Source organism: Microcoleus sp. Pol7_A1 (assembly GCF_036701085.1).
GTDB classification, from domain to species: Bacteria; Cyanobacteriota; Cyanobacteriia; order Cyanobacteriales; family Microcoleaceae; genus Microcoleus; species Microcoleus asticus.
In genome coordinates this window covers 126,851-148,429 of sequence record NZ_JAUBQD010000004.1, presented here as the reverse complement: position 1 = coordinate 148,429, position 21,579 = coordinate 126,851, and the positions used below count along the sequence as shown (strand labels likewise).

The window sequence follows — 21,579 nt, the reverse complement described above, 5'->3', positions numbered from 1 at the left end:
AGATAGGATTTGTGCACGCTGACCTCAGAAACCGGGTTTCTTCCTGTATTTTTCGTTCCTCGTCCCAAATTTTTAGTAGAAACCGGATTTCTCCCCCCATGCGTAAGTCCTGATAGACTGACTTTTCGAGTGGGGAGGTTTTTATTGCTCGTTACAAAAATTTACAGTTGACATTTATTAATTTACGGAGTAATGATACAATTAGTGTCCGCCCCAAAGAAAACTATCATCTCAAAGGCGTATCATTCATGGCTCGGCGCGATCGCCACCTACGACTGCGCATCTTCCCGCTAAGAATCGGCCTTACGCGCCGACTTGGGAGCAACTGGCGAACCAAAAACTCATAAAAATAAAAACATTCTAGCGGCATTTTTAGATGAATCTCGACAACCTGCCTCAAATGCTGCAAACAGGATTTCACCTAACTTTAGGTGCAACTTCCTTTTTAATTGAGACATTGCAAGATCCGCTAAAGCGAGAAGAAAATCTTGACAAACTGAAGTCAGATTTGGGCGAGCTCGCCGATGAGCTGCTGGAAAAAGGAGAAATGACCGATCGAGAAGCGCGGAATTTTGTAGATACTATTTTCTCTCAACCGAGGGAGCGGGAGAATGCAGACAGTGAATCTGTCTCGCCCAAGGAATCGGATGCAGCGACTGATGCTCCTCCCGAGTCGGTTGTACAGCCTGACGTAAAGCTAGAGATTCAAGAATTAACTGCACACATGGCAGCGCTGAGGGCCGAATTGGAAAATTTGCAGACCGAAAATTTCCAGGATTAAAGAATCAAGATTCTCTAACACAGCCGGAGTTGACTTGGAAACTGACTTGCAAACTTATTTAAGAGAACCAAACTTTAGTCATTGTCCCAGTTTTCAGAACCGATCAGGTCGGCAATGCGATCGCGCAGCAAGAAGTCGCATTTTTCTAACTCGCACTCCACGCAAGCCCATTCTCGGGGTGGGATGAACTGACAGAGCGTGTAGATAGGCTGTTGTCGGCTCAGCACGCCCTCGTTCACGAGGTGGCGGGCTTCATCCTGGATGACATCTAAAGAGTATTGGATTTTGATAGTGGACTGAATCATAATGCGCCCTCAAGGTTTTAGTAAAAAAAAAATTATGGCCCTGGTAATAATATAATCCAAAATTCCGGATATGTAATTAAAATTTTGTCAGTATACAGGTATACAATTCACTGCCGTCAATTTTAAAAAATTATAGGAACGATTAGTAAGTGATGGGATTTGTTTTGGGATTTTGGCCGCAACTTTTCCGCGCTAGCAGGCCCATCTGCTGCAAAGCTCAATTCTGAATGTAGGAACCCGCGCCCGATTCCCGGTTTCTGGATGCTTCGCCGCCAAAGGCAAAATTATTTCTTGCGAGAAACCGGGTTGATGAATTTAAGTCCTGACGCAGCAGCAAAAGAAAGATTTAGGAGTCCGGCTGTTCAAGCATTGCCGGTGGCGTCAATTCCAAACAGCACTTCTAGAGCTAGAGATTGCGCTACCGGCATCTGCCCGAAACAAAATACATAAGGAATACTGGGAGGCAAGTGCGGCAAAAATTGCTCTAAAACGTAGGGACTTCCGTAAATTAATACAGCTTGCAGTTCTCCCGTCTTTAATAATTTCTTAAACAAATCTTGAGCTGCTTGGGTCAAACCAGCACTGCCTCGGAAGCAATTGCCGCGAATGAAAATTTGCAGCAGTGTAGGAGAAAAATCCTCTGCACCTGCATTATCAGCGATCGCACCTGTGCGATCGTCAATCAGTTGCAATTTGTAACCAAACTGTTCGGGCACGGCGATCGCCGGAGTGTGGTTTCCCAAAAACTCGCACCCCAAAACATCATCTACAACAATCAAATTCCGCAAAAGCTGGTTTTCTGGGGGCTTTGGAACCTGCAAAGGTAGATTTCCGCCAAATTTCAAAGAATCTCGCAAAATATCGGCAGCAGTTGCCCTTGAGTCAGGATTTGCCAGCAAACTTAAGTCGATCGAGTCGATGGATTGTAAATTCTTGATTTCCCCCTTAGCAAGGGGTTGGGGGGGGTCAGAAATCGACAAACCCACCTTTATTTTCGCTTCCCAAATTCGCTTGACAGATTCCTTAATTTGTGTTATGGAAAGCCGCCCTTGAGTGACAGCTTCGCAGACAGCGAGAATTGCCCCTTCCGGGTCAAGCGGCATCAGCAAAACATCAGCACCAGCCTCAGCCGCCAAAACAGCAGCTTCATTAGCGCCGTACTTATTGGCGATCGCACCCATCACCAAAGCATCCGTCACGATCAAACCTTCAAATCCCAACTCTTCTCGCAGCTTCCCGATCAAAATTTTGCGAGAAAGAGTAGCAGGAAATTGGGCATCCCAAGCCGGAATCAGCAAGTGAGCACTCATCACAGCATCGACCCCAGCAGCCATCGCCTCGACAAAAGGAGGCAACTCAACCTCAGCCAATCTCGCTGGCGAATGCGGCAAAACCGGCAATTCCAAGTGAGAATCAACCGCCGTGTCTCCGTGGCCGGGAAAATGCTTAGCTGTAGTCAAAACCGGGTGCGGGCCTGCACCGCGAATAAAAGCAGCGGCTAATTTGCCGACAATTTCCGGTGTCTCGCCAAAAGCGCGGACGTTAATTACCGGATTGTCGGGATTGTTGTTAACATCAACTACTGGTGCGAGAACCCAATTGAGACCGATCGCCCTAGCTTCGATCGCAGTCACAGCGCCCATTTGTTCGGCATATCGATCGGCTTTACCTGCATCGTGCCGCGCCACTTCGGCAATTGCCATCGGCGGCCCGAACCAAGTCGCCCCCGCGAACCGCTGGCCTACACCTTCCTCAATATCAGCCGCCAGCAGCAGCGGAAACTTGGCCCAAGACTGCAATTGGTGCGATCGAACCGCCAACTCCGCAGCACTTCCCCCCACCAAAATCACACCGCCGACGCCCAACTTTTCCAGATAATAGCGGAGTTTGCTGGCAGTTGGTTCCCATTCGGGATAGCTAATTTGGTGGTCGAACAAGTAGCCAGAAGCGCGCACCACGAACATCTGGGCCACCAGTTCTGGTAAGGAAAGATTGTCAATCATTCGATTTTTGATTTTTGATTTTTGATTTTTGATTTGGGAATCGGGAATTGGGAATCGGGAATTGGGAATTGGTAATCAGGAATTATGAATCGGGAATCAGAAATTCTTTCCTCTTCCTTCTTCCTTCTTCCTTCTTCCTTCATAAACTAATTCTCGTCTGTTTCATCAATTTCATCGTCAGCGAATTCTTCCTCCGCATCTAGAATATCCGGTTTGCGATCGGCAGAAAGCTGATTCAGCAGTATCAGCATTTTATCGCCCCGTTCCAAAGAATGGTCTTCAAGAAAAATCACTTCCGGCGTCCGGCGCAGTTGCAATCGTTGGCCCAACTGGCTGCGGACGTAGCTAGTTGCAGATTTCAAACCCTCCATAGTCTCAGCCTTTGCCTCATCAGTACCGTAGATGCTGACAAAAATTTTTGTATGCTGAAGGTCTCCCGAAACAATTACATCGGTAACGCTAACCATACCGGCACCTACCCGGTCGTCCTTGATTCCATTCAGCAACATCAGGCTGACTTCCCGTTTAACCATTGAAGCTACACGCTCAATGCGACGACTTGTAGCCATAACACCTACTCCTCTACTTTCCTAATCAGCCATTTTCATCCCGATTGACAATTGTAGCGCGATCGGTCATGGGTGTTACGGGCGATCGTCCGAGTTAGGGGTGAGATACAGCTTAGAGGAAAAAAATGTTTGATTGCCTATAGGTGAATATATAGCTAATATAGAGAGGTAGAGTGAGAGACAGCTTAGAGGAAAAAAAATGTTTGATTGGATTGTCAAAACCGTAGCCGATGCTTCAGGGGTAACTAACCAGCTAAAGATAGCTGAATGGGCAAGATTGAACAGAACTAACCCTTTCGATATGGGAGCAAAAAACTACCAACGATGTCTTCATGACTTAGGGTTAGGCGGAAAATATCATGAACTTGAATATAAAAAAGATGGTACCCTAAAATATAAATAATTTTGCCGATAACTCCCTTAATTACGCTTCATAGTTCTTCATTTTATATCATCCCTAATCAATCAATCAAACAGAAACATTCCTTGTTAAAATTACTTTATTGCCGTGTTTTTTTAGGAAATAAAAATTATGGAAAAAGAATTTACAATCGGTCAAAAAGTAAGAGTTGTAGCGATGCCGCCTTACGTCAAAACTGCCGAACCGATGCCGATGCTGCGGCCTGCGAATTTAATTGCGATCGGGGCTGAAGGTGTTGTGATCGATCGGCGTCCCGGCAATTATTGGGGCATTCGCTTTGAAAAAGGTGCTTTTCTGTTAGACAGTCAGTACATTGAAGCGGCGGAAACTAATGTAGAAGGTAATGGGTAATCGGGAATCGGGAATCGGGAATTGATATCACAACTTAAAATCTCCCTTTTCATTCTCTTTTTTCCTTCTTCCCTCAACATCCCTCCGTTAAATCCGTTAAATCCGTTATACAATCGATTGCTCAACGTCCCTGTTTAAGAAGCCAGCTTAGCCTCAAAAGCCAAAGAATTAACCGTCAACTCCCCCAAAACTTCCTCTAAACTAGGAGATATGAAGTTACAAGGTTGAGGCTTTCCCAAATAATAACCTTGAGCGTAATCTACCCCAAGTTCATTGAGTTTATCCATAATTATTTGACTTTCCACATACTCGGCAATAGTTTTAATTCCCATGACGTGAGCAATTTTGGTAATAGCTTCCACCATTGCGATATCAATAGGATTGTCGGCAATATTCTTAATAAAATTGCCGTCAATTTTGAGATAATCAATCGGCAAGCTTTTCAGGTAAGCAAAGGAAGACATCCCGCTGCCGAAGTCGTCCAAGGCAAACTGGCAGCCGAGTTCCTTGAGTTGCCAAATTAAACTGGCTGCTTTGCTGAGATTAGCGATCGCCACGGTTTCTGTAATTTCAAAACAAATTATTTCTGGCGGTATTTGATGGATGGAAAACTGCTCTTGAATAAACTCGATAAACTTTTCTTCGTTGAGGCTGTCCCCAGAAAGGTTGATTGAATAAAGGCTGGGATACTTGCCAAATGAGAATTTGGGATTAGACAAAAGAGAGCAAGCAGGGAAGGTAACTATTTTATCGCTGTCTACCCCGGGGTTTTGGACAAATAAATTGGCCGTAAAAATTTTAGATAAATTGCTAAATAAAGTGCGAATTACCCAGCAGTCGATGGCGTGCATCAAGTTGTAGCGTTCGGCCGCCGGAATAAACGCCATCGGCGACACCAACTGACCAGTTTCAAGCTGGAGGCGGAGCAGGATTTCGCAGTGGGTTCCGGTGGTTGGAGAGTTGAGCAATTGTACGATCGGCTGAGAGTACAAGCAAAAGCGATTCTCTTCTAAAGCTTGATTAATTTGCACCACCCACTCGGTTTCGCCGTGCTGTTTGATTAATTCTAGATCGCCCGCTTGATAAACCTGCACCCGGTTGCGGCCTTTATTTTTAGCAGCGTAGCAGGCCATATCGGCCGCGCTCAAAACCGCAGATGTCGATACTGTTTTGGGATTAATTGTTACCAAACCGATACTGACACCGATCAAAAAAGTTTTGTCCTGCCAGCCAAACCGGAATCCCTGAATGCTTCGCAGCAGCGATTCTGCAACATCCAAGCCTCGTTCGAGGGGACTGTAATACAGGAGTACAGCAAATTCATCGCCGCCCAGACGCGCCAAAATATCGGTTTGGCGGATTTTGCCTTTAAATAGCTGGCTGACTTGGCGCAGCAGTTCGTCCCCAGCAGCGTGACCGGAAGTGTCGTTAACTATTTTGAAGCGATCGAGATCCAGGTAAAGCATAACGTGTTCGTGCCCGTAACCTTGAGCACTGTGCAGGGCTTGTTCTAGCTGGTACTCAAATTCGCGGCGGTTGACTAATTGCGTCAGGGGGTCATGAGTTGCCTGCCAGGTGAGTTGCCGCGCTTGAGTTCGCACTTGGGTAACATCTCGGAACACAACGACGGCCCCGACAATCTTGCCGCTGCTGGCGTGGATGGGGGCGACGCAGTGGTCGATCGCAAATTCCTGGTTGTTGCGGGCAATCAGCAAGCTGTTGTGCCTTTGGTCAACAATCCGGCCTTCGCACAAAGCGATTTCGGCGATATTTTCGGCCGGCAGTCGGGTAGTTTCGTCAACTATTCTGAGTACGCTGTCGAGGGGCAAACCTTTAGCTTCCCAGGTAGACCAACCCGTGAGTTTTTCGGCAACTGGATTAAGGGTAGAAATGCACCCCTCGGCATCAGTAGCGATTACGGCATCGCCGATCGATTGTAGAGTAACCTGAGCGAGTTCTTTTTCTTCAAAAAATGCTTGCTCCATGCGCTTGCGATCGCTAATATCCCGCTGCACGGACACCCAGTGAGTGACGTTCCCGGATGTGTCGGCAATGGGTACGCTGTTGAGTTCGACCCAATAAGTTGAACCGTCTTTACGGTAGTTAATCAATTCCACGCGTAGGGGTTCTCGGCGAGAGAAAGCACGGCGAATTTTAGCGACTTGGGCCGGATCGCTGTTTGGGCCGCGCAAGCAACTGGGGGTTTGTCCGATGATTTCTTCGGGTAGGTAGCCCGTCATTTGGGTAAAAGCTTCGTTGGCATAGATGATGCTGGGATCTGAGATATCGCTGTGTCCCGCATCCATAATCACGATCGCGTCGTTAGCGTTAACTACGGCAGATTCTAGCAGTTGCAGCCGCACCTCGGCCCGCACGCGGGTAGCGATTTCGCTTTCTAGTGTGGCGTTAGTCAAGCTGAGTGATGCGATCGCTTTTTGCAATTCGCTAGTCTGTTCTACGACTGAATCGTGCAGAACATCGATCGCCCCGGACATTTCCATCGGGTCAAGTACCCGCAGTAAGTTGCTTTGAGTGACTATTCCCAGGAGTTCTCCCCGTTCCCCCGTTACTACCAACCTGCGCACTAAACGCTGCTGCATTTCAAGATGAGCTACCCACAGCGAGTCTTCTTGCTTGAGACTAAATAAGGGGGTACTCATCACAGTTTGGGCGATCGTTTGCGACAAATCTATATCTAAAGCTTGAAATTCCACAATATCCCGTTCTGTGACTATACCTACTGGAATGGGGAACGGCAAATTCATCGATAATTCTGTTGATTCCGTAATTACCACGCAGCTAACCCGGTGCTGCGCCATCAACTCGGCTAAAGTCATAACTGAGGCGGATCGAGGCGCTTGAATGACTTGTGCGGTCATTACTTCTTTCACGCTGCGCATTTTTAAGATATTTCCCGGTTGCAGCATGGCTTGGCGAATGCTTTCCGGCGTAATTACTCCTAAGAGTTGACCCTCACTGTCCAATATTGGCAAATGCTTAATTCTTCGTTGCCGCAGCAGAATTAGGGCGCTGAAAATGTCTTGAGTCTCGGATTTTGTCAGAGTTGCTGCCGGCTGCCTCATCACTTCTGCGATGGTGACACCTTTTAAGTTTTTGCCCGAAGCAATCAAATCGACAAGATCCCTCTCGGTAAAGATTCCTTGCAATTGAGAATTTTGAGCAGAGTGCGAGGATAATTTTTCGAGAGATTTTTCCACGACAAAGACGCAGATACCTGTGGCGTCTCTGAAGGCACTTGAGGTGGGGGCATTTACGATTTCTGTTAGTTGCTGGTAGATATCGCTTGGTGGAATGTCTGCGTTTAGAGAGCAACTTCCGCGCCATTGGCCCATCAGGGTAATTACTTCTGCTAGTGGGGTATCGGGCGTAACTGTCAAGGGGTAGGGGTCAATTACTTGATCTAAGGTTGGCAGATACTTAGAGGAATCGTTTTTGAGCATATTTAATTTAGTTTTGCGATCGCGTTGATTCTGCGACATTCCAAAAAAGCGCTGCTTTTCAAGCACTAGGTGAATTTTTACAGCGCTGCTACTGAGACCTAATTAAAATTTCTTGTTAAGAATGCACCCCGCTCTTTGGCTGGGGATCTGGTCGGTGACAGCTCTCCGTCTACCTATAAAGTTATAAGCGGATCTTTATTTTAAGTTAAATTTTCTGTCCCGTGACACTTTTATTAAAAATAATGTATTAATTTTGAACTTGTTGCGATCGGATTGCTGGCTAAAATCATCCATCGCAACGCTAATCATATCCATCTTCAGAAATACACATCTGTTAGCTTTAGTAGCTAACCTAGAAAGGTTACTACGAAAAAGCACTGTATTAAGTTCGGCAGTGTTAAGTTTTGCCAAAGTAAGTTTTGCGAGCTTTTCGAGACCATCTGTGGCTTGTCGAGGGGAATGGATATCACAGCCAATCTGTGAATTCGATCGCAAATTCCGAAAACAACCGTGGTAAGATTGTAGATATAAACAGAAGAACTTCAACACACAGTCTGGTGAGGAAAAGGGATTATGAAACGCCATCTATTAGCCGCTACTTTTTTAATTACTCCCCTAATGTTGGCAGGCCCGGCTCGCGCTGAAAATCCCGCTCACGTCAAACAGTTATTGTCAACCGGGCAATGTTTTCAGTGCGACTTGGCTGGAGCAGATTTAACGGGAGCCCATCTAATTGGTGCTGACTTGAGAGAAGCAAATTTACGAGGAGCAAACCTATCTAGTGCCAACCTCGAAGGCGCTGACTTGACGAGTGCTAACTTGACGGGTGCTAACTTAACCGCAGTTTTCCTGACTAATGCCAGTTTAAATTACGCAGACCTCGATCGGGCAAATCTGACCGCCGCCATCATTAACACCACTGACGTATCTGGCGCATCAATGGAAGATATGACCATCACTGAGGCAAAAATCTACAATACTCAAATTGGCGTCGGCGGCAGCTACGACCAGTAAACTCCTTAAAAGAATGGAAAACGCCAATTTTCAGTTTAAAAACCCGGTTTCTCCCCAGAAACCGGGTTTTTAATCTTTTTGTAGGGTGGCCGGAGTCTCACATTTTCTCTCGTATTTCAAGCGAACAATATGACGCACCTTACCACTACCGCTAAAAACCCAAATCAACGGCAATTCGGTGCGCGCAAGCAAACCCAGAAAACGCCACCGCATTTAAACCCTGTCCGGGAAACGTACTGTCACCCACACAATACAAACCAGGCATAGAAGTTCGATTAAACGGCATTCCCAGCAAACCCATTAACTTCTGTCGCGGAATCGGCCCGTAAGTGCCGTCTTCGCGCCCCAAAAAGCGGCGGTGAGAGCGCGCTGTCCCCACTTCCATATAATCCAAACCCGCATCTAAACCGGGGAAAATCTTTTCTAATCTTTCAATAATTCTCCCTGCTGCCTCTTCCTTTTTATCCTCGTATGCCTGCTGCGCAAGTCCTTCCCACTCTTCCATCCAACTCGAAGTAAAAGCGTGAACGATGTGATATCCTGCGGGAGCTAAATCCGGGTCGAGCACGGTCGGAATTGAAACCAAAACAGTTCCCTCCGGCGCTTCCATTTTGTCCCAATCTTCTAACAAAATGTGGTGGCAGGCACTACCGACAGGGATTACGCCTGCTTCCACTCCCAAATGCAAACTCAAGAAACTGGGGGCTTTTTGATAGCGCTGCTGCCATTTCTTTTCGCTAGCGGGCATCTCTTCTGCGGGCAGCAATTTCTCAAAAGTATCCCACCGCGTGGCGTTAGAAACTATCCGCTTTGCCCGGTAAACTTCGCCGGTTGCTAGCTCGACTCCGACAGCGCGGCCGTTTTCTGTAAGAATTTTTTTCGCCTTAGCTTTGTATTGAATTTTCCCGCCGCATTTTTCTAATCCTTCTACTAATTTTTGGGCAATTTGACCGACTCCGCCTTTGGGATAATTTATGCCGCCGTAATGTCTATCCGAAAATACCATTCCGGCGTTAATCATCGGCGTCAAGTCTGCGGGTACTACAGACCAGTAGTAGCATTCCATGTCGATAAATTTCAGCAAAGTAGGGTCTTTTATGTAGCGCCGCGCAATGTCGCCAGTATTTTGAGGCAGATATTTTACTAATCCCAAACAGGCTAAAGGATTCTGAAAAAAGACTCGAACTAGATATCCGGGTTCTTCTAGGGATAGCAATTCCATCCCGTTGAGGCAGTTGAAGACGTTCCAGCATTCGCCGTAAAATTTGTGGATTCCTTCGCGTTCGTGAGGGAACCTGTCTGTTAATTCTTGCAAGTATTTATCATAAGCCTGGGGAACTTCAAGTTCCAAGCCGCTGGGTAAGTGATAGTGAAGCTGTACGGGGTCGGGAATCGTTTCTAAGGTGACGTTGACTGCTTTCAGGGCGCGGGTGAGGAGGTTGGTGGTGCCGCGCTGTCCGAAGCCAAAAATCATGGAGGCGCCGACATCGAATCTGTAGCCTTCTCGATCGAAATATCCAGCGCTACCCCCCGGAATTGTATAGCTTTCGAGCACTAAAACTTTGGCTTTCTTAGCGGCTAACTGGGTGGCTGTCACGAGTCCGCCAATGCCGGAACCGATGACAATTACATCAAACTCTTGCTCTGTTGGGCGGGAGTTGGAAGAAAATAACTGGGATTGGGTAGGAGCTGACATTGCGTTAAAAATCTTAATAATTTCCATAATATTACAGTCGATCGCCCTCCCTCAACTGTGGCGTCTGCCATTTTCCCTTTGTATATGTAGCCTTCTGCCTTTTTTCCTCTTCCCTCTTCCATCGGACTTCTTCCTTCTTCTTTCCCCAAAAAAAATGCGGGAACAGTCTACCATTGCCGACTGCCCCCGTCTGCCGATCCTTTGAGAGGAGAACACTGAAAATTACTATAGCCTTGTTGCTAATTAATGTCAATACTATTAGAAAAATATTTCAATAAGCGGATGGAGACCTCCATCCGCGAATGGGTTGTAACGGACGGCTTGTGCTTGTCGCCACAGTCCGGCAGGAGTTTGAACTCGCGACGGCAATCTTGAAAATGGTGCTCTTCGGTCGATTCTCGCTCTCTGGGTTGTATGCGCCCTCAAGGATGTGATAAGTTGCACAGAGCGATCGATCGCCGGTTGGCGAAGTCCTCGAAGAAGATCGACCGCACCGCATAAAATCCCTCAAACCTAGCAATCTCCCCAATTTTCTAATGTCCCTGCAACTGCGCGTTTACGTTCCCCCGCATCCGTTAATTAAACACTGGCTGGCTGTCGCCCGCGACGCCGCCACCCCCTCGGTACTTTTTCGTTCTGCGATGACAGAATTGGGAAGGTGGCTGGCTTACGAGGCGATTCGAGAATGGCTGCCGACAGTGGAAACAACGGTGCAGACGCCTTTGGCAGAATGTCCGGCGACTTTTATCAACCCGGAAGCTCCGTTAGTTGTGGTACCGATTTTGCGGGCGGGTTTGGCACTGCTGGAAGGAATTCAGACGGTTGTGCCGCTGGCGTCGGTTTACCACCTCGGCATGGCAAGAAATGAGGAGACGCTGGAACCGAGTTGTTATTTGAACAAGTTGCCGGCGCAGTTTATCCCGGAAACGCGGGTGATAATTAGCGAGCCGATGCTGGCAACTGGCGGCACGATTGTGGCGACAATGCAGGAATTGACTGCACGGGGAATTGACCCAAACTTGATTCGGATTATCTCTGTGGTGGCTGCTCCTCCGGCTTTGAAGAGGCTGAGTGCAGAGTACCCGAGTTTGATTATTTATACGGCCACGATCGACGAAATGCTGAACGAACAGGGCTTTATTGTACCTGGTTTGGGAGATGCGGGCGATCGAACTTACGGTACGTGAACCAATCAGTCAGTCAGTCAATTTTAGATTTTAGATTTTAGATTGACTCGACAGATAAATCTGGGGGCTTGTATCCCTTTTTGGGTGCGGTGAGTTGTTCCAGGAATCAGTTGCTGAAATCTCGGGGGAAAAAGATGACCCTGGTTTCGTAAAAGCAGGTACAGAGAAAGTTAGAATCAAAAGTACAAGTCAAAAATAAATAGCGTTTAGCACTCATTGCCCGTGAAACTTGATTCTGTTCCGCCAAGCTTGTCTGCTTCTGACTCAGTAAACCTCAATTATGATTTGCCACAACAGGTACAAATACAAATAAAAGAGGTTTCTGAGATTTGTGCTGCTTTAAACCCGGAACCCGCTGAACTCTCAGTGAGTGCAAATCCCGATATTTGTCAGGAACAAAATAAACTGAAGTCGAAGCAGTGGGCAATTTTTGCTTCTACTTTTGCAACTATTTTTTTAGCTGAAATAGGAGACAAAACTCAACTCGCAATTTTGCTGATGACGGCTGAATCTCGGGAGCCTTGGATTGTGTTTGCCGGTGCGGGTTCGGCTTTGATAGCAACCAGTTTGCTGGGAGTTTTGCTGGGAAGGTGGCTGGCAAATCGGATTGCTCCGAGAACTTTGGAGAGAGCAGCAGGAGTGATTTTGCTGGGGATTGCGGCTGTTCTGCTGTGGGAAGTGCTGGGTTAATTGTCAATCGCCCTGACTTTAACCACCTTATATGGGCAAGGTGCGCCGAGGCGCACCCTACATATACTGTCCGAGATTTCTTAATTAACTAATAACTAAAAAACATGGATTGGCAACTTTTGGGAATAAGTTTTCTTACTGTTTTTTTGTCAGAATTGGGAGACAAAAGTCAATTAGCTGCGATTGCCCTCGGCAGCAGTTGTAACTCGCCTCGGGCTGTATTTTTCGGTACGGCGTCGGCGCTGCTGCTGGCGAGTTTAATCGGCGTTTTAGTTGGGCAAGGGACGGCAGAGGTATTGCCGGAGCGACTGGTAAAGGCGATCGCGGCGATCGGATTTGCGGTGATGGGCTTGCGCCTGCTGTGGCCAAAAGCAGATGTACCGGAAGCATCCGAGTAAGGCGCCGTCAGTCGATTTTAGATTTTAGATTTTAGATTTTAGATTTTCTCTACAGATGAATCTGGGAGTTTGAAAAAGAGTCTAAAATTTTTAGTTCTTTACGACAGGATTCGTTCGCAAGTATCCGTTTTTGGGCGGAGTCAGGAAACTTGACAGTAGAGTTATTGCATAAATGTTCGATCGGGAAACCGCAGATGGAACGCAGGTGCATTTCAAGATAGGAGAGCGAATGCCTGCAATTCAAGCATAGTTTACGATTGCTAAAATTTAATAAAAAATTAGCAGCGGGCGTGAATTCATGCCCGCTGCTAAAGGTTGAGTTTTTCTCAACTCAACATCTGAGGATTGTGTTGATTAAACTTGGTTTTGGTAGCACCAGCCGATCAGCGTACCGGCGACAGCCAACTTCAGCGCTTCCAAGCCAAAATAGCCTTGGTGCAGTAGATTCATCCCGGTAGGCACTTCTGCTGCGGAATCGAACAGATTTAGCTGCATTCCCAATGCGCTCATTTGGGGCGTCAGGGCGTAGGTGTCAATCAGGGCGATCGCCAGAAGTACCAATGATAATAAGATTGCTGTGCGGCTGCGCTTGCCGAAGTCACCGACTAAATTGCTCAAAACCATCAAACCCGTTGCCACCAGGCCCGAACAGATTAACTCAACGCGGTTGAATCCCCAGAACATTAAATTTCCGGCCGTTGCAAATTCGGGAGATGTCATCATGCCAGATACGTAGAGACTGGGCATAATTACTAGATCCAAAATCAGGCTAACGCTGGCCCAGAAAATTAAGGCCACCATGACAATTGCTTGCCAGCGAGGTTTGATTGATTCCACTCTTGATGTTGTAATAGCTGTCATATAATTAGACCCTCTAAAATTTTCTTCTGCCTTTTCTAGAGTTTAACTAACTTTTTTATAAAATCGTGTTAAGTATTTTTAAATTAATGGTAACTTTTGTGTAACAGAGCCTGAAGAATTGTTAAGCTCACTGATGTTTGTCATCACCTGCGTTAACTAATACTAATTCGGAAAAAGTACGGAATAAATTAATAATTACTCACAGAACTTACGCACTGCGACCAAAGACACCGGGTTTTTGACCGTGATTAAAGGCTATAACGTATGTTCATAAAAAAAACCGGGTTTCTGCGTCCAGAACTAACTCCTAATTTAACTGTATATGCCTAAATTTCAATTATCATCTTGGTTTCCCCGTCTCCCCCATCAAGTCTGGATTCTTGCCGCTGGCAGATTCCTCTCCCAAAGCGGCACCGGTTTTACTTTATTTTACGCGCCCATATTTTTTGTCGATGGCGTCGGTTTATCTGCTACTGCTGTTGGGATTGGTTTGGGTAGCGGTTCAGTTTCGGGAATATTCGGCAGAGTTTTGGGCGGTTCTTTTTGCGATTCCAAATTTTGGGGAAGGCGGCGAACTTTATTGCTGGCAGCAATTATTTCTGCTGTGGCTTCTTTTGTACTGGCGGCGACTAATGATTTCGCTGGCTTAATTGCAGGCAATTTACTGATGGGTTTGGGCGTGGGTTTGTATTGGCCTCCAACTGAGACGATGGTGGCGGATTTAACCGAGGGCGAACAGCGACAGGAAGCTTTTGCTTTGACGCGGCTGGCTGATAATTTAGGTTTGCAAGTTGGGATTATTTTGGGGGGTTTCTTGATTGAGGTAACGGGTAATTATCGATCGCTCTTTATTATTGATGGTATCTCGTTTTTAGTGCTATTTGCGGTAGTTGCGATCGCGATCGCCGAAACCTACAAACCAGCTAATTCAGGGGATAGAGGCAGCAAAAATCTGGAAAATGGCTGGATGGTGGCGCTGAGCGATCGAAGTCTTCTAGTTTATGCTTTAGTAAATACTCTTTTCACTCTATACATTTCCCAAATCCAAACCACGATGCCGCTCTACTTTAGCAAGTTTGTCGCGGTGGGGACGGAAAAAGGTTTTTCAACAGGTACAATTACCGTTTTGTTTGCTTTTAGCACGTTTTTAACTGTGGCTTTGCAACTGCCAGTTGTTAAAATTTTGAGGCCATTTTCCCATCCAAAAGCGTTGATGATTTCTGCGCTGCTATGGGGAATGGGATTTATTGCGATCGGCTTGACCGGAATGGCTGCAACTGGCAATCTATTGTTAGCTGTTTTAGGCTTGAGTTTTTTGTCGGTGGCGACTGTTGCTTATACGCCTTTTGCTTCGGCTTTGGTGGTGGATTTAGCGCCGGAGTCTTTGCGCGGCGTGTATTTGGCGGTTAATTCTCAGTGTTGGGCGATCGGCTATTTAATCGGGCCGCCGCTGGGCGGTTTGGCTTTGGATAGAGGTAAATTGGCGGCGGATAATTTTTGGTTGGGTTTGGCTTTGAGTGTCGGCGCTGCTATTGTTATTTTGCAAAAGCTCGATCGAATGTTAAAAAAATAGTTGCCTAAATACCTGTTCTGTGATAAATTTTTATCTCTTTTTTACAGAGCCTCGATCGAATGTTAAAAAAATAGTTGCCTAAATACTTGTTTTGTGATAAGTTATCCTGCTATTTCTTATGAAAAACATAATAATTATGAATTAAAAACTTTGTGTTTGTGGATGCCAAATAGATTTATAATTCTCGAAACGTAAGAGCAATTTTACAATCTATTTTGTGAGGAGTTGTAATGAAAGCACATCTACTCTTTAGTGCTAGCGGAATAGGTTTAGTTTATTTACTTGTCGGTTCTCTACCATTGGCAGCGATGCCTCTCGTCCCTGAGAAACAGACATTAGGTACTGAAGGATTGAAAGAATTAGAGACTCAAATCAGCCTGGATAAAAGTAGTGTTGACAATGCGGTCAAAATTCCGGGAATAGATGAATTAAAACCCGCCGATGCGGTGGAAGTTGAAAACACGGGCGAGCGCCCCGTCTCAACAGCCAAGGAACTCGCCCCTCTCCCCCAAGACAGTCCTCAACTCAATGGGCCACAAACAGCAACATTTACCGCAGAAAATACGTCGGAAAACTCATTAAAGTTAGCTGAAAAACCAGCCAACTCAGAGCCGGCATCAGTTACAGAAGAAATATCTGTTACCCCTTCCCAAAACCAGCAGACACCAGCAGAATTTACGGCAGAAACATCAGTCGTTCCTGCCCAAAACCCACCCGCACCAGCTATTGCCCAAACAGGCATATCTGCACCAGTACCAGCAGAAACTTCTACTGCCCAAAAGTTGGCTGAAATCGAAAACAGCAGTTCCTTAGAACCCGCAGCAACCAACAGCGAAACCGAGGGGTCGATCGAACTACAACAAGTAACATCTGTATCTCAACTCTCCGACGTGCGCCCGACGGACTGGGCATTTCAAGCCCTGCAATCTCTAGTAGAAAGATACGGCTGCATAGCAGGATATCCAGACGGCACATTCCGAGGCAATCGGGCAATGACTCGCTACGAATTTGCCGCCGGTTTAAACGCTTGCTTGGATAAAGTTAGTGAGCTAATTAAAACAGGTACAACCAATTTAGCTACCAAGGAAGACTTAGCCGCATTGCAAAGATTGCAAGAAGAATTTGCAGCAGAATTAGCCACTTTGCGGGGTAGAGTCGATGCTTTAGAATCTCGTACAGCCGAACTAGAAGCCAATCAATTTTCGACAACAACTAAACTCAGTGGCGAAGCAATTTTTAGCGTTGCCGATACTACCAAAAACAATAACAGCGATACTCAGACAGTCTTAAACTACCGAGTGCGCTTGAATCTGCTGACCAGTTTTACAGGCAAAGATACCCTAATAACTGGCTTGCAAGCTTACAACATTCGCAGCTTCGGCCCTAATTTAGGTTTGTCAACAGGGGCATTTAGTGCTTTGTCCGACAGTCAGGCAAAGCTGAGTTTTGAACCGCAATTTCCAGGAATTAATCCTGAGACTCTATCTAGCGTTGACGCTAATACTGTTGAACTTTACAAGCTGCTTTACGTCTTTCCAGTTTCTAATAGTATCACTTTATTTGCCGGCCCGAAAGCAGAAACTTCTGACGCTTTTCAAGCAATCACTCCCTTTGCTGGAGAAGGGCAAGAAGCCGTCTCTAGGTTTGCAGGTTATAACCCTGTAGTCCGCGTATCCGGTGGCACTTCAGGCAGGGGTTTGGCATCAGCAGGCGGGTTTATTTGGAACATTTCCCGCAAGCTTAATCTCACAGCTTTGTACGGCAGTGCAAATGCAGCCTTGCCCGTTGATTTAGGCTTTCCAGCCACGCCTTTAGGAGCAGGTGCATTTGAGGGAAGTACGGTGGCTGCGGCGCAGTTAACTATTAAACCTACCAGCAGTATCGACATAGGTTTAAATTACGCTTACAGTCGCCACAAAGTGAATATTCTTGCTACAGGATTAGGTGATGCCGATTTGGGTTCTATTTTGGGATCGGATAGAGAACCTGTTAACGGTGGCGTGAGGATAAATTCCTTTGGCGGTACCGCAACTTGGCGGTTTTCTCCGAAAATTGCTATTTCTACCTATGGAGGTTGGATAGTTGCTGACGCTGAAAGAAGCAATGCTTCTACAACTTTCACCAGTTGGATGGTAGGTTTCCATTTCCGGGATTTGTTCGCACAGGGCAATAATGCAGGTATTCTGTTTGGACAGCCACTCGATCGCGATTCAGTAAGTGGCGGTGCTCGCTTTCAGCAAAACAGAGCAACTCCTTACCATTTAGAAGCTTATTACCGCTTCAAAGTCAACGATAATATCAGCATTACACCCGGAGCTTTTGTGCTGTTCAATCCTGAAGGAACTAAGGATAATGACACTGTAGGGGTGGGAGTCCTGCGCACAACTTTTACCTTCTAAAGGCAATCGCGATACTATCTGCAATTACCAGGAATTGATACTGTTGCCACTTAAGCAGTGCTGGGTGCATCTCACTTTTGCGAATGTGTCAAAAAAAAGTTAAAATGAAAAAGCTAGTAAAATCGTCAAATAAAGATGAGGTAAATAGAATGACACCCTCGGACCAACAACAGCTAAAAGCCCACTTAAAAGCGGTAGCAAAAATTCTTTACAGAAATACAGAGTCAACCGAGTTAAAAAGTTTTGAAAGTATAGAAAAATCAGTCCGTCAGAAAATGTTATCAGAAGTTGGTCCAGAAATAGGTAACTTTTTTTTTCAGCAGTATCAGGAATTAAAACAGGAAAACCCCGAAAAATAAAATCAATAATCGGCTCGCTCGACATTACAGATAATCAGGCAAAATATTTTGGCTTAAAAGCTTACAGTCAATTTAGTCCACTGATGGAAAACTGCTGTCTTTTAATCACTGCTAACGAATCTTATCAAATGGCAGAAAAAGATTTGGAAAAATTTACGGGTATCAAAATTTCTCACAGTACATTACAAAGATTAGTCAATCGACAAGAATTTGAATTACCTACATCTCAACAAGGAGTCAAAGAAATTACATTGGATGGCGGTAAAGTCAGACTACGCAACGAAACCAAGGGGGAGAGCTGTTACTGGAAAGACTATAAAGCCGTGTGTTTAGATAATGTTTATTCGGGAGCATTTTTTCAAAATAATCAAGATTTAATTGATTGGACTAATAGCCAAAAATTACTACACCCTATGTATTGCATAGGAGATGGCCATGCCGGGATTTGGAACATATTTAAAGAAATTGGAGATAATGAACAAAGACAAGAAATCTTAGATTGGTATCATATCAAAGAAAATCTCTACAAGGTAGGTGGTTCAATAAAACGATTGAAATCAGCAGAAAATATGTTATGGAAAGGCAAACTTGATGAAGTTATAGATTTATTTAAAGACTTTAAAGGTAAAGCATTTAAAACGTTTTGCAATTATTTAGAGACCCATCGCTGCCGAATAGTAAATTACCAATACTACCAAGAAGAATCCATAAGTTCGATTGGTTCTGGAACAGTGGAATCAACAATAAAACGCATTGGATTAAGAGTGAAAATATCGGGAGCGCAATGGAATATTGAGAACGTTTCCTCTATCCTTGCTCTTCGCTGTGCTTATCTCAACGGTCAACTTTCAATTTGATATATGTGCCAAAGTGAGATGCACCCAGCAGTGCTAACCTAGATAGGACTTACGCACGAGTACGCATGGGGGCCGAGAAACCGGGTTTTTTTACGAAAAGACGCGTTCGAGCATCGCATACTTAGTAAAAAACCCGGTTTCTGAGCGTCAGAGTGCGTGCAGGACGGCAATTATCAATTACCAATTATCGATGCCCAATTACCGATTATTTTCGTCGATCGTCCAATTTGCGGTAAACTGCTCTCAAATCAACTTGATGGTGAGCCAAAGCAACCAAAGTGTGATAAAATAAATCCGCAACTTCCCCAGCAATTCCATCTTTATCGTCATCTTTGCAAGCCATCACAACTTCCGCCGACTCTTCGCCAATTTTCTTGAGAATCTTGTTGTCGCCGCCCTCGAACAACTTGCAAGTATAAGAACTTTCGTTAGGATGGTCGCGGCGATCGCAAATTACCTCAAATAATTGAGATAACATATCTCCAGGCGGCGGTACAATTTCTCCGTCAACTTGGTGAAAACAACTTCTTTCTCCGGTGTGACAAGCAATATCTCCGACTTGTTCGACTGTTACCAACAAAGCATCGCTATCGCAATCGTAACGCAGCCCTTTGACATTTTGAACGTGTCCCGAAGTCGCGCCTTTGGGCCACAATTCGGAACGAGAACGACTCCAAAACCAAGTTTGACCGGTTTCCAGGGTTTTTTGCAGCGACTCCCGGCTCATCCATGCCATCATCAACACCGTACCGTCCAAATAATCTTGGACGATCGCCGGCACTAAACCGCGATCGTCGTAACGAATCTTTTCAATTGGGATCGATCGGCTCAAACTCGATAAATCATTAGTAGACATAATTTTATTTCAACTTGGTAATATAGATTAACGCTTTCCTGTCGGAGATTTTTTTTAATTAACCGCAGAGAAGGCAGAGGACGCAGAGGAAGAGAAGAGAGGAGTTTGAGGAAGTGATGGACAAATTGTCAAGAAGTATTTTACAAAATATTACACTTTAGGGCGATTCCCTACGGGATAGCTTCGCTTCACGGTGCTAGTGCGACAAAGCCTAAAAAACCCAAGCTAGTATTGCTACCCATTGGTTTGTACCCTAAAATCTATTAGAATAGTTTCCTTGAATCGACCTAACCTTTATGTTGAACTGGCTATAAAATTATTCTACCAACAACAGACGTTCACTAAGGAGAAAACATTGGTTTCCACAACCTTGAAAACTACCAAATCAGAAGAAATTTTCGCCGCCGCCCAGAAGTTGATGCCAGGTGGCGTCAGTTCCCCCGTCCGCGCCTTCAAATCTGTAGGCGGACAGCCCATCGTCTTTGACAGGGTAAAAGGAGCTTACATTTGGGATGTTGACGAAAACCAATACATCGACTACGTAGGCACTTGGGGCCCGGCTATCTGCGGCCACGCCCACCCAGAAGTCATCAAAGCCCTTCACGAATCTTTAGAAAAAGGTACGAGTTTCGGAGCACCGTCGCTGTTAGAAAACGTGCTCGCGGAAATGGTCATCGATGCGGTTCCCAGCATTGAAATGGTGCGATTTGTCAACTCCGGCACCGAAGCCTGCATGGCCGTTTTGCGGCTGATGCGAGCCTTCACCGGGCGCGATAAACTGATTAAATTTGAAGGCTGCTATCACGGGCACGCCGATATGTTCTTGGTAAAAGCAGGTTCCGGCGTGGCAACTCTGGGTCTTCCAGACTCCCCGGGCGTTCCGAAATCCGTTACCGCCAACACCCTCAACGCTCCCTACAATGACTTGGAAGCAGTAAAAGCTTTATTTGCCGAAAATCCGGGCGAGATAGCAGGGGTAATTCTCGAACCAGTTGTGGGCAATGCCGGATTTATTACCCCGGATGCAGGTTTTCTCGAAGGCCTGCGGGAAATTACCAAAGATAACGGTGCTTTGTTAGTTTTTGATGAAGTAATGACCGGTTTCCGCATTGCCTACGGCGGCGCCCAAGAAAAATTCGGCGTTACCCCGGATTTGACAACTTTGGGTAAAGTTATCGGCGGCGGTTTGCCGGTGGGAGCTTACGGCGGACGGCGCGATATTATGGGGATGGTGGCTCCTGCTGGGTCGATGTATCAAGCAGGTACGCTTTCGGGTAATCCTTTGGCGATGACTGCTGGGATTAAAACTTTGGAATTGCTGCAAAAACCCGGTACTTACGAACAGTTGGATAAGATTACGAAAAAACTGTCCGACGGATTGCTAAAAATTGCTAAGGAAGCCGGACACGCGGTTTGTGGCGGGCAAATTAGCGGGATGTTTGGCTTGTTTTTTGCGGCTGGCCCGGTTCACAATTACGATGATGCGAAAAAGTCGGATTTGACTAAGTTCAGCCGCTTTCACCGGGGAATGTTGGAGCACGGAATTTATCTTGCTCCTTCGCAGTTTGAGGCGGGATTTACTTCTTTGGCTCATACTGATGAAGATGTCGATCGAACTTTGGCCGCAGCGCGTGAAGTGATGGCGAGTATTTAACGTGTGTAGTAAGGACATTCGTCCTTAAAACTCAGGAATAAATGATTGAAGTCCTTGCTGTTTTTTGGCAGTAAGGACTTTAATTTTTAACTGGTACACAATCCGCGTTAAAAACCTCTCGATCGGGGCTTGCGCAGGGGGCTA

19 protein-coding genes are annotated in these 21,579 nt (G+C 45.9%); 11 read left to right on the top strand and 8 right to left on the bottom strand.

All coding sequences use genetic code 11. From position 1 onward, the window contains the following. Positions 1-376 precede the first annotated feature (376 nt). The gene (locus QUA20_RS04720) at positions 377-781 is read left to right on the top strand and encodes a hypothetical protein (RefSeq protein ID WP_333185897.1); all 405 of its coding nucleotides are present in this window, start codon (positions 377-379) and stop codon (positions 779-781) included. Positions 782-855: 74 nt separating this feature from the next. Here the strand turns inward: QUA20_RS04720 and QUA20_RS04715 are convergent, their stop codons facing one another. The 4 genes from QUA20_RS04715 to rbfA all read right to left on the bottom strand — a co-directional run bounded on the left by QUA20_RS04715 (position 856) and on the right by rbfA (position 3,658). After that, a complete protein-coding gene (locus tag QUA20_RS04715; RefSeq protein ID WP_172186863.1) occupies positions 856-1,086 on the bottom strand; it encodes a DUF4327 family protein in 231 nt (76 codons plus the stop codon). Positions 1,087-1,448: 362 nt separating this feature from the next. Next, positions 1,449-3,089, bottom strand: a complete 1,641-nt coding sequence (locus QUA20_RS04710; protein WP_333185893.1) for a glycoside hydrolase family 3 N-terminal domain-containing protein — start codon at positions 3,087-3,089, stop codon at positions 1,449-1,451. Beyond that, on the bottom strand, positions 3,086-3,232 hold the full coding sequence (locus tag QUA20_RS04705) for a hypothetical protein (protein WP_333185891.1): 147 nt from the start codon (positions 3,230-3,232) through the stop codon (positions 3,086-3,088). The genes QUA20_RS04710 and QUA20_RS04705 overlap by 4 nt, the downstream gene beginning before the upstream one ends. 3 nt (positions 3,233-3,235) lie before the next feature. Next, the gene (gene rbfA, locus QUA20_RS04700; RefSeq protein WP_172186865.1) at positions 3,236-3,658 is read right to left on the bottom strand and encodes a 30S ribosome-binding factor RbfA; all 423 of its coding nucleotides are present in this window, start codon (positions 3,656-3,658) and stop codon (positions 3,236-3,238) included. A 199-nt stretch (positions 3,659-3,857) separates the two neighbouring features. Here rbfA and QUA20_RS04695 point away from each other — a divergent pair, with 199 nt between their 5' ends. Beyond that, positions 3,858-4,061, top strand: a complete 204-nt coding sequence (locus QUA20_RS04695) for a hypothetical protein (RefSeq protein WP_333185887.1) — start codon at positions 3,858-3,860, stop codon at positions 4,059-4,061. Positions 4,062-4,190: 129 nt separating this feature from the next. Further along, the gene (gene sipA / locus QUA20_RS04690) at positions 4,191-4,430 is read left to right on the top strand and encodes a regulatory protein SipA (protein WP_333067909.1); all 240 of its coding nucleotides are present in this window, start codon (positions 4,191-4,193) and stop codon (positions 4,428-4,430) included. A gap of 134 nt (positions 4,431-4,564) precedes the next feature. Here sipA and QUA20_RS04685 read toward each other — a convergent pair whose 3' ends face one another. After that, positions 4,565-7,930 carry an EAL domain-containing protein gene (locus QUA20_RS04685; RefSeq protein WP_333185884.1) on the bottom strand — a complete coding sequence of 1,122 codons (3,366 nt, stop codon included), beginning with the start codon at positions 7,928-7,930 and terminating at the stop codon, positions 4,565-4,567. Positions 7,931-8,464: 534 nt separating this feature from the next. Here QUA20_RS04685 and QUA20_RS04680 point away from each other — a divergent pair. After that, complete coding sequence (locus tag QUA20_RS04680; protein ID WP_333185883.1) at positions 8,465-8,905, top strand: pentapeptide repeat-containing protein; 441 nt, start codon at positions 8,465-8,467, stop codon at positions 8,903-8,905. A gap of 151 nt (positions 8,906-9,056) precedes the next feature. Here the strand turns inward: QUA20_RS04680 and crtH are convergent, their stop codons facing one another. Next, the gene (crtH, locus tag QUA20_RS04675; RefSeq protein WP_333185881.1) at positions 9,057-10,601 is read right to left on the bottom strand and encodes a carotenoid isomerase; all 1,545 of its coding nucleotides are present in this window, start codon (positions 10,599-10,601) and stop codon (positions 9,057-9,059) included. 536 nt (positions 10,602-11,137) lie between these two features. Between crtH and upp the strand changes: the two genes are divergently transcribed. The 3 genes from upp (at position 11,138) to QUA20_RS04660 (ending at position 12,876) form a co-directional block, all read left to right on the top strand. Further along, positions 11,138-11,788, top strand: coding sequence for a uracil phosphoribosyltransferase (gene upp / locus QUA20_RS04670; protein ID WP_333185879.1), 651 nt, complete (start codon positions 11,138-11,140; stop codon positions 11,786-11,788). A 222-nt stretch (positions 11,789-12,010) separates the two neighbouring features. Next, positions 12,011-12,478: a TMEM165/GDT1 family protein gene (locus QUA20_RS04665; protein ID WP_333185876.1), complete on the top strand. Its 468-nt coding sequence runs from the start codon at positions 12,011-12,013 to the stop codon at positions 12,476-12,478. 104 nt (positions 12,479-12,582) lie between these two features. Then, positions 12,583-12,876 (top strand): TMEM165/GDT1 family protein, encoded by a 294-nt coding sequence (locus QUA20_RS04660; RefSeq protein WP_172186872.1) that lies wholly within the window; start codon positions 12,583-12,585, stop codon positions 12,874-12,876. A gap of 354 nt (positions 12,877-13,230) precedes the next feature. Here the strand turns inward: QUA20_RS04660 and QUA20_RS04655 are convergent, their stop codons facing one another. Then, positions 13,231-13,737 carry a DUF4149 domain-containing protein gene (locus QUA20_RS04655; protein WP_172186873.1) on the bottom strand — a complete coding sequence of 169 codons (507 nt, stop codon included), beginning with the start codon at positions 13,735-13,737 and terminating at the stop codon, positions 13,231-13,233. A 322-nt stretch (positions 13,738-14,059) separates the two neighbouring features. Between QUA20_RS04655 and QUA20_RS04650 the strand changes: the two genes are divergently transcribed. From QUA20_RS04650 to QUA20_RS04640, 3 genes are all read left to right on the top strand, one after another. Beyond that, positions 14,060-15,310 (top strand): MFS transporter, encoded by a 1,251-nt coding sequence (locus QUA20_RS04650; protein WP_333185870.1) that lies wholly within the window; start codon positions 14,060-14,062, stop codon positions 15,308-15,310. 230 nt (positions 15,311-15,540) lie between these two features. Beyond that, positions 15,541-17,709 (top strand): iron uptake porin, encoded by a 2,169-nt coding sequence (locus QUA20_RS04645; RefSeq protein ID WP_333185868.1) that lies wholly within the window; start codon positions 15,541-15,543, stop codon positions 17,707-17,709. A 149-nt stretch (positions 17,710-17,858) separates the two neighbouring features. Next, positions 17,859-18,925, top strand: a protein-coding gene (locus QUA20_RS04640; protein ID WP_333185979.1) for an ISKra4 family transposase whose coding sequence is annotated in 2 segments (ribosomal slippage) — positions 17,859-18,027 and positions 18,027-18,925 — 1,068 coding nt in all. Because the reading frame shifts where the segments join, the coding sequence is not laid out codon by codon here. A gap of 205 nt (positions 18,926-19,130) precedes the next feature. Here QUA20_RS04640 and hisIE read toward each other — a convergent pair. Then, entirely contained in the window at positions 19,131-19,781 is a 651-nt protein-coding gene (hisIE, locus tag QUA20_RS04635) for a bifunctional phosphoribosyl-AMP cyclohydrolase/phosphoribosyl-ATP diphosphatase HisIE (protein WP_333185864.1), read from the bottom strand. A gap of 355 nt (positions 19,782-20,136) precedes the next feature. Here hisIE and hemL point away from each other — a divergent pair, with 355 nt between their 5' ends. Beyond that, positions 20,137-21,435, top strand: coding sequence for a glutamate-1-semialdehyde 2,1-aminomutase (gene hemL / locus QUA20_RS04630; RefSeq protein WP_333185861.1), 1,299 nt, complete (start codon positions 20,137-20,139; stop codon positions 21,433-21,435). Positions 21,436-21,579 lie beyond the last annotated feature (144 nt).

What these genes read in the sequence shown, in the direction of transcription:
- QUA20_RS04685 (WP_333185884.1), bottom strand. Translation starts at nt 7,930, where the DNA reads ATGTCGCAGAATCAACGCGATCGCAAAACTAAATTAAATATGCTCAAA.
- sipA (WP_333067909.1), top strand. Translation starts at nt 4,191, where the DNA reads ATGGAAAAAGAATTTACAATCGGTCAAAAAGTAAGAGTTGTAGCGATG.
- QUA20_RS04645 (WP_333185868.1), top strand. Translation starts at nt 15,541, where the DNA reads ATGAAAGCACATCTACTCTTTAGTGCTAGCGGAATAGGTTTAGTTTAT.
- crtH (WP_333185881.1), bottom strand. Translation starts at nt 10,601, where the DNA reads ATGTCAGCTCCTACCCAATCCCAGTTATTTTCTTCCAACTCCCGCCCA.
- hisIE (WP_333185864.1), bottom strand. Translation starts at nt 19,781, where the DNA reads ATGTCTACTAATGATTTATCGAGTTTGAGCCGATCGATCCCAATTGAA.
- rbfA (WP_172186865.1), bottom strand. Translation starts at nt 3,658, where the DNA reads ATGGCTACAAGTCGTCGCATTGAGCGTGTAGCTTCAATGGTTAAACGG.
- QUA20_RS04720 (WP_333185897.1), top strand. Translation starts at nt 377, where the DNA reads ATGAATCTCGACAACCTGCCTCAAATGCTGCAAACAGGATTTCACCTA.
- QUA20_RS04680 (WP_333185883.1), top strand. Translation starts at nt 8,465, where the DNA reads ATGAAACGCCATCTATTAGCCGCTACTTTTTTAATTACTCCCCTAATG.
- QUA20_RS04650 (WP_333185870.1), top strand. Translation starts at nt 14,060, where the DNA reads ATGCCTAAATTTCAATTATCATCTTGGTTTCCCCGTCTCCCCCATCAA.
- QUA20_RS04660 (WP_172186872.1), top strand. Translation starts at nt 12,583, where the DNA reads ATGGATTGGCAACTTTTGGGAATAAGTTTTCTTACTGTTTTTTTGTCA.
- upp (WP_333185879.1), top strand. Translation starts at nt 11,138, where the DNA reads ATGTCCCTGCAACTGCGCGTTTACGTTCCCCCGCATCCGTTAATTAAA.
- QUA20_RS04695 (WP_333185887.1), top strand. Translation starts at nt 3,858, where the DNA reads ATGTTTGATTGGATTGTCAAAACCGTAGCCGATGCTTCAGGGGTAACT.
- QUA20_RS04715 (WP_172186863.1), bottom strand. Translation starts at nt 1,086, where the DNA reads ATGATTCAGTCCACTATCAAAATCCAATACTCTTTAGATGTCATCCAG.
- QUA20_RS04710 (WP_333185893.1), bottom strand. Translation starts at nt 3,089, where the DNA reads ATGATTGACAATCTTTCCTTACCAGAACTGGTGGCCCAGATGTTCGTG.
- QUA20_RS04705 (WP_333185891.1), bottom strand. Translation starts at nt 3,232, where the DNA reads ATGAAGGAAGAAGGAAGAAGGAAGAAGGAAGAGGAAAGAATTTCTGAT.
- QUA20_RS04655 (WP_172186873.1), bottom strand. Translation starts at nt 13,737, where the DNA reads ATGACAGCTATTACAACATCAAGAGTGGAATCAATCAAACCTCGCTGG.